Raw genomic sequence first — 494 nt, 5'->3', positions numbered from 1 at the left:
CGCGTCCGTGCCCGCGCGCACCCAGCGCCTCAGTTCCTCCTCCGCCACCGGGTCCTGCGCGTCACGCCCCTCGGCGTCGCGGACCGAGTCCAGGAGGGTCTGTACGTGCCAGGTGTCGGGGAACGCGAGCCGCGCCCCCTCCAGCAGGGCGGCGGCGCGGAGGCCGTCCCTGATGGCGTCGGGCACCGCCTCGTCGGAGAACGGCTGCCTGCTGGTGCGGCGACGGTGGATCGCCGGGTACAGCGGTGCCAGGTCGTCCTCGGGCGGGGCCTGGCCGGTGAGCCGTACGACCGCGAGCAACGGGGGGTCCGAGGGGTCGGGCAGCAGTTCGGTGACCGGGGTCCAGCCCGCGTGGGCGGCGGCGACACGCAGATTGAACAGGGCGGCGGCGCAGCCCAGATGAAGGGCCCGGGTCGTCGGGTCCGTCCTCGGCATCGCGCGGTCGAGGTCCGCCCGGACATGGAAGGCGCCGTCGCCGCGGAGGAAGCGGAACT

At 75.3% G+C, this 494-nt stretch carries 1 pseudogene; it reads right to left on the bottom strand.

The window, feature by feature from the left end:
- A pseudogene (locus tag AOK15_RS39205) lies at positions 1 to 494 on the bottom strand (Acg family FMN-binding oxidoreductase); the annotation flags it as partial.

Origin of the sequence: Streptomyces ossamyceticus (assembly GCF_001418475.1) — a bacterium.
GTDB lineage: Bacteria > Actinomycetota > Actinomycetes > Streptomycetales > Streptomycetaceae > Streptomyces > Streptomyces ossamyceticus.
Note: the sequence above shows the minus strand (reverse complement) of the source record. Positions and strands in the feature narration are given on the sequence as shown.